13 protein-coding genes are annotated in these 7,582 nt (G+C 58.9%); 4 read left to right on the plus strand and 9 right to left on the minus strand.

Going from position 1 to position 7,582, the window contains the following annotated elements; all coding sequences use genetic code 11:
- Positions 1-48 precede the first annotated feature (48 nt).
- The 7 genes from H8F23_RS21255 to H8F23_RS21285 form a co-directional block, all read right to left on the minus strand.
- Positions 49-1,050 carry a glycosyl transferase family protein gene (locus tag H8F23_RS21255; RefSeq protein ID WP_194935672.1) on the minus strand — a complete coding sequence of 334 codons (1,002 nt, stop codon included), beginning with the start codon at positions 1,048-1,050 and terminating at the stop codon, positions 49-51.
- Entirely contained in the window at positions 1,047-1,382 is a 336-nt protein-coding gene (locus H8F23_RS21260) for a TusE/DsrC/DsvC family sulfur relay protein (RefSeq protein WP_095118237.1), read from the minus strand. Before H8F23_RS21260 ends, H8F23_RS21255 begins: the two co-directional genes overlap by 4 nt.
- A complete protein-coding gene (gene tusB / locus H8F23_RS21265) occupies positions 1,379-1,672 on the minus strand; it encodes a sulfurtransferase complex subunit TusB (RefSeq protein ID WP_194935673.1) in 294 nt (97 codons plus the stop codon). The genes H8F23_RS21260 and tusB overlap by 4 nt, the downstream gene beginning before the upstream one ends.
- The gene (tusC, locus tag H8F23_RS21270; protein ID WP_194935674.1) at positions 1,672-2,028 is read right to left on the minus strand and encodes a sulfurtransferase complex subunit TusC; all 357 of its coding nucleotides are present in this window, start codon (positions 2,026-2,028) and stop codon (positions 1,672-1,674) included. Before tusC ends, tusB begins: the two co-directional genes overlap by 1 nt.
- 1 nt (position 2,029) lies before the next feature.
- Positions 2,030-2,422 carry a sulfurtransferase complex subunit TusD gene (tusD, locus tag H8F23_RS21275; protein WP_194935675.1) on the minus strand — a complete coding sequence of 131 codons (393 nt, stop codon included), beginning with the start codon at positions 2,420-2,422 and terminating at the stop codon, positions 2,030-2,032.
- 200 nt (positions 2,423-2,622) lie between these two features.
- Positions 2,623-3,327, minus strand: coding sequence for a YoaK family protein (locus H8F23_RS21280; RefSeq protein WP_194935676.1), 705 nt, complete (start codon positions 3,325-3,327; stop codon positions 2,623-2,625).
- 25 nt (positions 3,328-3,352) lie between these two features.
- Positions 3,353-3,682, minus strand: a complete 330-nt coding sequence (locus H8F23_RS21285) for a DUF6388 family protein (protein ID WP_194935677.1) — start codon at positions 3,680-3,682, stop codon at positions 3,353-3,355.
- Positions 3,683-3,816: 134 nt separating this feature from the next.
- On the opposite strand from H8F23_RS21285, the gene H8F23_RS21290 reads away from it, so the two are divergent.
- Positions 3,817-4,167: a hypothetical protein gene (locus H8F23_RS21290; RefSeq protein ID WP_093434342.1), complete on the plus strand. Its 351-nt coding sequence runs from the start codon at positions 3,817-3,819 to the stop codon at positions 4,165-4,167.
- 116 nt (positions 4,168-4,283) lie between these two features.
- On the opposite strand, the gene H8F23_RS21295 is transcribed toward H8F23_RS21290, so the two are convergent.
- The gene (locus tag H8F23_RS21295; RefSeq protein ID WP_095048058.1) at positions 4,284-4,709 is read right to left on the minus strand and encodes a GNAT family N-acetyltransferase; all 426 of its coding nucleotides are present in this window, start codon (positions 4,707-4,709) and stop codon (positions 4,284-4,286) included.
- Between the two features lie 146 nt (positions 4,710-4,855).
- On the opposite strand from H8F23_RS21295, the gene H8F23_RS21300 reads away from it, so the two are divergent.
- The 3 genes from H8F23_RS21300 (at position 4,856) to H8F23_RS21310 (ending at position 7,252) form a co-directional block, all read left to right on the plus strand.
- Positions 4,856-5,293, plus strand: a complete 438-nt coding sequence (locus tag H8F23_RS21300) for a hemerythrin domain-containing protein (RefSeq protein ID WP_186622474.1) — start codon at positions 4,856-4,858, stop codon at positions 5,291-5,293.
- 221 nt (positions 5,294-5,514) lie between these two features.
- On the plus strand, positions 5,515-6,150 hold the full coding sequence (locus H8F23_RS21305; RefSeq protein ID WP_194935678.1) for a lytic polysaccharide monooxygenase auxiliary activity family 9 protein: 636 nt from the start codon (positions 5,515-5,517) through the stop codon (positions 6,148-6,150).
- 43 nt (positions 6,151-6,193) lie between these two features.
- Positions 6,194-7,252 (plus strand): chitinase, encoded by a 1,059-nt coding sequence (locus H8F23_RS21310; protein ID WP_194935679.1) that lies wholly within the window; start codon positions 6,194-6,196, stop codon positions 7,250-7,252.
- 58 nt (positions 7,253-7,310) lie between these two features.
- Here H8F23_RS21310 and H8F23_RS28950 read toward each other — a convergent pair.
- Positions 7,311-7,582, minus strand: a 272-nt coding sequence (locus H8F23_RS28950; protein WP_228759320.1) for a hypothetical protein, incomplete at its 5' end; no start/stop codon positions are given.

Raw genomic sequence — 7,582 nt, forward strand, 5'->3', positions numbered from 1 at the left:
TCCGATGAGTTCGAACAAAAAGCGCAAAGATCAGGCGCGAATGATCGGTTAAATCGATTTGTTCCGCGCGGCCCAGTAGTGCTCGGCGGTTGCGAAGGCTTGCTCACGGCTTTGACCGAGACCGCGCAAGGCCAGCGCCATGGTCGCAATCAAGGCCATTTGCGGGTAACTGTCGACCACCTCGCCACGCCATACGGCTTTCAGGTGTTCGACGTCCAGGGTCGCCGGTTTGACGTGGCGTTGCGCCGACAATTGCGGCCATTCCTCGTCCCAGCTCTCGCCGCCGGTGGTGCCGTAGAGGTGGCTGTCGGCATCCGGGTTGATCTCGATTTCGCCGCCATCGCCTTTGACCACAATCGCCGTGTCGCCAAGCAATCCGCTGGCATCGCGGTGTACCGCCTGATAACCAGGGTGAAAAATGCTTTGCAGGCCGCAGCGTGCGCCCAGCGGATTGAGAATCCGCGCCAGGGAATGGATCGGTGAGCGCAGGCCCAAGGTGTTGCGCAGGTCGATCATGTTCTGCAGCTGCGGCGCCCAGTCCACTAACGGCATGAACGCCAGCCCGCCGTCGTCCAGTGCCGCGCCGACCTGTTGCCAGGTGCGGCACAGCGGAATGTTCAATTCACCAAGCAATTGCTCGCTGTACAGACGCCCGGCGGTGTGTGCGCCGCCGCCGTGCATGAAAATGCGCACGCCGTTCTGTGCCAGGCACTTGGCTGCCAGCAGATACCACGGCAGATGACGCTTCTTGCCAGCGTAAGTCGGCCAGTCCAGATCGACGTTCAGTGCCGGCGCCTGCAAGCGGTCACGAAGGGCTTCGGTGAAGCCGGCCATTTCCTCGGCGCTTTCTTCCTTGTGCCGCAGCAACATCAGGAACGCGCCGAGCTGGGTGTCTTCAACCTTGTCGTCGAGCACCATGCCCATGGCTTCGCGCGCCTCTTCGCGGGTCAGGTCGCGAGCGCCACGTTTGCCTTTGCCGAGAATCCGCACGAATTGGGCGAACGGGTGTTCGGCAGGCGTTTCGAGGGTCAGCGCTGGAAAGTCGGTCATAAGCAATTCGTCGGTTTGGGCAGGCCCGCCAGTTTCGCGGCGAGTTTGGCAGGGGTGCCTTTGAACAGTCGGTTGAGGTGCAGGCTGTTGCCTTTGTCCGGGCCGAGTTTCAACGCGGTGTACTTGATCAGCGGCCGGGTGGCCGGGGACAGCTGGAATTCTTCGTAGAAGCTGCGCAGCAGTTCGAGGACTTCCCAGTGTTCGGCGGTCAACTCGATCTCTTCGGCAGCGGCGAGGGCGCTGGCAACGTCTGCAGACCAGTCGCTGAGGTCGACGAGAAAACCGTCCTTGTCCAGTTCGATGGCGCGGGCGCCGACGGTCATGGAATTCATAGCCAGCTGTTGACCTTGTCGTGGTGGATCGACAGCTCGACGAAGGCCGGGTAATCGATGGCGTCGGCCCAATCCGGGACTTCGATGGCGCGAGCCTGTGCATCTTCGGCCAGAACCAACAATTTGATCTGGCGGTTTTGCAGATCGGTGAATGGCGCTGTACCCGGTTGCAATGCATAGACGGCATCGCCGGACAGCAGCAGGGCATCAGCGCTGCCGATCAGGCGCAGGCAACTGCTCAGGCGATCATCGCCGAACGGGGAATGAGACAACACATGCAAAGTCGACATCAGAGGGTGATCACCTGGTCGTAACGGTCAATAAGGGCGGTGATTTGCTCGGCGGCCAGCGGCTGCGCTTCGTCCAGCGACAGATTGCCGAGACCACGTGTGCTGGCGCTGTCGGCGCAGTAAAACAGTTCTTCTACACCAAACATTGGCAGTGCCTGCAGGTTGGCGCTGAGGTCTTTCTGTTGCAGGGCCTTGGCGTTCTGCCCGGCGGCGAGTTGCAGTACGCCATCATCGAGAAACAACAGGCCGATCGGCAGATCGAAGGCGCCGCCGGCCAGCACGATGTCCAGCGCTTCGCGGGCCGCGGGGCCTGACCATGGCGACTGGCGGCTGATGATCAACAGGGACTTGGCCATCTCACGCACCTCCGAAGCAGATCAAGCGGTCAGCGTCTTGCACCGCGTCATGCAACTGACCGAGGCCGGACAATTCCCACGGCGCGCTGACGGAAACGGCGTCACGCTGATAGCGCTTGGCTTCTTCAGCGTCCAGCACGCCACGGCGCAGGGCGGCGGCGATACACACAACGCCGTCGAGCTTTTGTTCGGTGATGAAGGTGCGCCATTGTTTGGGCAGGTCCGGTTCGTCCTGCGGGGTGACCACCGCGTCCGAAGCGTTGTAAACGCCGTCCTGATAGAAAAACAGCCGGACAATTTCATGCCCGCCGGCCAGCGCTGCTTGTGCAAATAGCAGGGCGCGGCGCGAGGAGGGCGCATGGGCGGCGGAAAACAGCGCAATGGCGAACTTCATGACGGACTCGATCAGCAAAACTGCGGCCATGATAAAGCATTGCAGACCGCAAAGGATCGCAGCGCTTGCAGCGAAACACGATCTCTGTGGGAGCAGCGGCACGCTGCGATCTGTTGATCTTGATCTTTAAAAGCAAGATCAACAGATCGCAGCCTCGTTTCACTCGACAGCTCCTACAGGGGATTGGGGTGAGGTCTCAATCAACGCGGCATGTAACCCAACTGCCAGCGCCGTGGGATTTTCAGCGATAGCAGCCCGATCATTGCGGCCAGCAAACCGCTGACAAACATCGCCTTCAGCCCCCAATGGTGTTCCAGCACCGCGCCCAGAATCGCGCCAATAAACATCCCGCTCCAGGGCACCAGTTGCACCCGCCAGCCACTGCGCCGTTCGCCCAGCATCCAGCGGCCCAATCCACGGCCGAACCGCGACAACGCGCCAGTCACGTAAGTCAGCCCGACCGGCAAGCCATTCACTTCTTCGACCGCCGCGTTGAGCATGCCCATCGCAATGATCGCCGCCATCAGCGCCGGCAGTTGGGGTTCGAATGGCCAGACCGCCGCCGCGCACAGCAGGGTGGCGATACACAGCAGCAGTGGCAGCGCCCGGCGTCCGCCGAAACGTGCGACGACAACACCCAAAGCGTTACCGACAACGAAAGTTGCGACGAGAATCACCAGGCGCACGGTCAACCCGACCTCGCCATCGCTGATCGCCACGGCGAGTCGAGTGGTGTTGCCGCTCATGAACGAGACGAAATCGCCGCTGGCCATAAAGCCAATGGCATCGGTCATGCCGGCCAGCACCGAGAGGCTGGCCACCAGCGCCAGACCCACTCGACCGCGCCACTTTTGCGTGTGCAGATGGCCGGGGCTGGCGCGGTGAGTCGAGGCGGATGGCAGCATCGGTAGAAGTGTCCTTGGGCGGCGGTTAGGGTTCTATGCCATACAGATCGCAATATTCCAGCCAGCCCATATGAGCCATTTCTGCGACTTCACGATGCACCTCAAGGCGCTGCGCTTGGTATTCCTCAGGCGTTGCGGCCGTCAGTAGCAGTGTCAGCTCCCAGGCAAACAGACCTTGTTGTTCCGCCTCGGCCTCGAACGCTTCATGCAGTCGTTCTTCACGATACTGCGCCTGAGTTTCGCCTTTGGCCTGAGCCAGTAGCGGGTTGAGGTGGTCGAGGGATTCGCGCAGTTCGGGACGCGCGTCGAGAAATACTTTCAGGGCGTGTTCATGTCGCTGGTCGGTAGGCGCCATGTGTTTTCCTTGTGAGGCTGATGACCTTAGGTTGCCGCAGCGGCCTGCGCCTGTCGCGCTATAAATGCAGTAAAGCAGAACGATTCCTGCTGCTGCGATGATACAGTCCGCTTTTTTCTGAATGAGCGAATGCAATGCGAATTCTGATGGTAGCGCTGGCCGCGACACTGCTGGCCGGTTGCGCAGGCTCGGTGATGGACGATGCTCGCACGAAAACCCCGTACAAGGTATTGACGTCGGACAAAGCCGAAAAAGACGTGGCGCGTTGTGTGCAGTTCGGCTGGCAGGACGAAGCGGTGTTTGGCGTGGATGCGGCGGCGTATCTGGAACCGCGTAAATCGGGCGGTACGACGGTGTATACCCGTTCGGCAGAGTCTTTTGTCGATGTGCTCACCGAAGCATCGGGTACGACGCTGAATTACTACGCGCAGAAGGATGATTTTGTCGCCAAGCGCCGGTTGGCGGCTTTAGCGACTTGCCTCTGATCATGCGTTGACGCGGCTGTCGGCATCGTGAGCAGGCTCACTCCTACCGTGGAATGCATTCCAAATGTGGGAGCGAGCCTGCTCCGGGCGGCGTTCCGACGAAGGGGTCGGTACATTCAACCTACAAGTCGCTTCTGGAAAAAATGCCGCTTGTGCCCCGGCGGATAATCGACAATCTCACCAAACTGGCTGTACCCGAGTTTCTTGTAGAACTCCGGTGCCTGAAAGTCGAACGTGTCGAGCCATGCGCCGATGCAACCTTTCTCCCGCGCCAGCTCTTCGGCCATGCGCATCAGCTTCGAGCCAATACCCTGGCCCCGGCCTGCTTCAGGCACTGACAGCAAATCGATGAACAACCACTGGCAGACCAGCCGGCCATAGAGTCCACCCAGAATCTGATCGTGATCGTCACGCACCAGCAGGGTGAGCGGTTCGGATACCGCGATCCCGGCCTTGGCCACGTTATAGGCATGCAGGGGCGCCAAAATTGCCTGGCGTTCTTCTTCTGTGGAATGTTGTGACAACTCGATGCGCAAGTTCATGCCTGACTTCCTTGTGGTTTGAACCCGCAGCCTATCCTGCCGGGCGGTGATCTTCCAAGCCCTCTCAACCCGGTGGAACTGCCGCTCACGCGCCGGGGTCTAGCTCTTACAGCGTCATTCCAGCACGCGGTTGATGAGGATCCCCCATGAATATTTTCGAAGCCCTTCGCGAAAGCCATGAGCGCCAGCGTAGCTACGCCAAAACCCTGATCGAAACCAGCGGCGACACCCCGGAGCGGGTCGAGGCTTACAAACAACTCAAAGCCGAACTCCAGGCCCACGAAACCGCCGAAGAACGCCATTTCTACATTCCGTTGATGGAGCTTGACGAGGGTGTTGATCTGAGCCGCCATGCCATCGCTGAACACCATGAAATGGACGAGATGATGGAAGAACTCGACGAGACCGAGATGTCCAGTCCGGCGTGGTTGGCAACCGCGAAGAAGCTGTCGGACAAGGTTCATCATCATTTGAAAGAAGAAGAGCAGAAGTTCTTCCAGATGGCCGGCAAATTGCTCAATGAGAAACAGAAAGTACAACTCGCCGGGCAATACGAAAAGGAGTTCCAGGCACAGTTGTCGTGAGTACTGAATGGCAGTTTTTGCAGCGTCGGCGTGTAATCTTTTGGCGTCATCTCGGGTGGGTATTATCGTAAAAGACTGGATATACATCCAGTGTTTGCAGCGTTTTGCTGGCCTTCATCCGTTGACTGCGACAAAACCGCCGATGGACAAAAAATTCGCCTCCGTTAGCTTGAAGGCCTCTCCTCGGAAAGGAGAGTTCTTAAATCAACGGAGTGAAAAACATGAATCAACCACAAGCACAAACCCAACTGCGACATGGTCGCGTCATCTCTCCTGCCAGCCGCGGTGCGGTGGCCATTGAGCAAGGACTGCTCGGTGCCTGGCAGGTCAATGAAATGGAAGGCGGGAAAAATTTCCCGGCACTGGCAGCGGGGCCGTTTCCGGCGCCATACCAGAGCGACTCGGACAGTGTTACGCCACCGGCCGATGGCTACATCCTCAGCGGCGGCAAGAGTGATGCCCGCGACTGTGTGAACTTCACCAATGAAGAGATGAGCAAGAAACTCGCTCGTCCGTTCACCTGGCCGCTGCTCAATGTCACCCCGGGGCAGACCCTCGAAATCAAATGGGAATACACCGCGCCGCACACCACTCGCGGCTACCGCTGGCTGATCACCAAGGACGGCTGGGACCCGAAACAACGCATCAGCCGCGCGCAACTGGAGGCGCAACCGTTCTTTGAGGACTTCTACACTCAGGTGCCTTATTACAGCTACCCGAATGAGTTGAAGGCCAAGGTCAATCACGCGGTGAAACTGCCGGCCAACAAGACGGGCCATCATGTGATCGTGCTGATGTGGATCGTCGCCAACACCGGCAACGCTTTCTATCAGGCCTTCGACGTCGACTTCAAATAACGGCGCTGCGTCGCCAAACCCACACGTTCTGAAGGATTAGAACATGTCAAAAATCGATTTCTCTTTAGTGCAAAACGCCGCGAGCGATGCCGCCTCGCTGATGCCGAGCATTGCCGGCAAAAAGATCCTCATGGGCTTCTGGCACAACTGGCCCGCAGGCCCGAGCGATGGTTATCGTCAGGGCCGCTTCGCCAGCCTGTCGCTGGAAGAAGTGCCCAAGCAATACAACGTCGTCGCGGTAGCCTTTATGAAGGGCAGCGGCATTCCGACCTTCAAGCCGTTCAACGTTTCCGATGCCGAGTTCCGCCGTCAGGTCGGTGTGCTCAACAGCCAAGGGCGGGCCGTGTTGATTTCCCTCGGTGGCGCCGATGCCCACATCGAGTTGCGCAGCGGTCAGGAACAACCGCTGGCCAATGAAATCATCCGTCTGGTGGAAACCTATGGCTTCGACGGCCTGGATATCGATCTTGAACAGAGTGCGATTGATTTCGCGGCCAACAAGACCGTCCTGCCGGCCGCACTGAAACTGGTCAAGGATCACTACGCAGGCCAGGGCAAGCACTTCATCATCAGCATGGCCCCGGAGTTTCCATACCTGACCAGCACCGGCAAATACGTGAGCTACCTGCAGTCACTGGAAGGCTACTACGACTTCATCGCCCCGCAGTTCTACAACCAGGGCGGTGACGGGGTCTGGGTGCCGGAAGCCAACAACGGCGCAGGTGCGTGGATTGCGCAGAACAACGATCCGCTAAAGGAGGATTTCCTCTATTACCTGACCGAAAGTCTGGTGACTGGTACTCGCGGCTTCACCAGAATTCCGGCGGACAAGTTCGTTATCGGCCTGCCGGCCAACAACGATGCGGCGGCCACCGGGTATGTGATCGACAAAACCGTGGTCGGGAATGTCCTCAAGCGTCTGGCGATCAAGGGGATGCCGATCAAAGGCTTGATGACCTGGTCGGTGAATTGGGACAACGGCAGCAGCAAGGATGGCGTGCCGTACAACTGGGAATTCGGCCGGCGTTATGGGCCGTTGATTCACGGGATGGGTTCCATTGAGTCGGGGGGCGATGACAGGCTGTCGCACGTCGCTCGCTAGGCGAAAAAGACCCGAGTGAATTGCCGTTCATCAATGACCCGAGGAATGAGGAACCGGCTCATTGATGGACGGCGCGACGATGCAGTGAATGATTCGGATGAGGCAGATAAAGAGTATGAGGGGTATGCGTATGAGCTGTGACGGTTTTTTGTAGTGAGTTGAGAGTATGTATTTGGTTTTTCAGGGCCTGATTCAACAGGCCCTTTTTTGGGTGCGCCAGGCATGGCGCGTTGCGCGCAAGCGCAACCAGCTTGGCTGTGGTGGCCACGCTGGTGACTTGGAGGTGGAAGTCCTCTACACACCCGGCAAGGGGAAGTGTTAGCCAGAGGC

It is taken from the genome of Pseudomonas neuropathica (assembly GCF_015461835.1).
GTDB lineage: Bacteria > Pseudomonadota > Gammaproteobacteria > Pseudomonadales > Pseudomonadaceae > Aquipseudomonas > Aquipseudomonas neuropathica.

Coding starts and splice junctions, on each gene's coding strand:
- H8F23_RS21255 (WP_194935672.1), bottom strand. CDS start 1,050: ATGACCGACTTTCCAGCGCTGACCCTCGAAACGCCTGCCGAACACCCG.
- H8F23_RS21260 (WP_095118237.1), bottom strand. CDS start 1,382: ATGAATTCCATGACCGTCGGCGCCCGCGCCATCGAACTGGACAAGGAC.
- tusB (WP_194935673.1), bottom strand. CDS start 1,672: ATGTCGACTTTGCATGTGTTGTCTCATTCCCCGTTCGGCGATGATCGC.
- tusC (WP_194935674.1), bottom strand. CDS start 2,028: ATGGCCAAGTCCCTGTTGATCATCAGCCGCCAGTCGCCATGGTCAGGC.
- tusD (WP_194935675.1), bottom strand. CDS start 2,422: ATGAAGTTCGCCATTGCGCTGTTTTCCGCCGCCCATGCGCCCTCCTCG.
- H8F23_RS21280 (WP_194935676.1), bottom strand. CDS start 3,327: ATGCTGCCATCCGCCTCGACTCACCGCGCCAGCCCCGGCCATCTGCAC.
- H8F23_RS21285 (WP_194935677.1), bottom strand. CDS start 3,682: ATGGCGCCTACCGACCAGCGACATGAACACGCCCTGAAAGTATTTCTC.
- H8F23_RS21290 (WP_093434342.1), top strand. CDS start 3,817: ATGCGAATTCTGATGGTAGCGCTGGCCGCGACACTGCTGGCCGGTTGC.
- H8F23_RS21295 (WP_095048058.1), bottom strand. CDS start 4,709: ATGAACTTGCGCATCGAGTTGTCACAACATTCCACAGAAGAAGAACGC.
- H8F23_RS21300 (WP_186622474.1), top strand. CDS start 4,856: ATGAATATTTTCGAAGCCCTTCGCGAAAGCCATGAGCGCCAGCGTAGC.
- H8F23_RS21305 (WP_194935678.1), top strand. CDS start 5,515: ATGAATCAACCACAAGCACAAACCCAACTGCGACATGGTCGCGTCATC.
- H8F23_RS21310 (WP_194935679.1), top strand. CDS start 6,194: ATGTCAAAAATCGATTTCTCTTTAGTGCAAAACGCCGCGAGCGATGCC.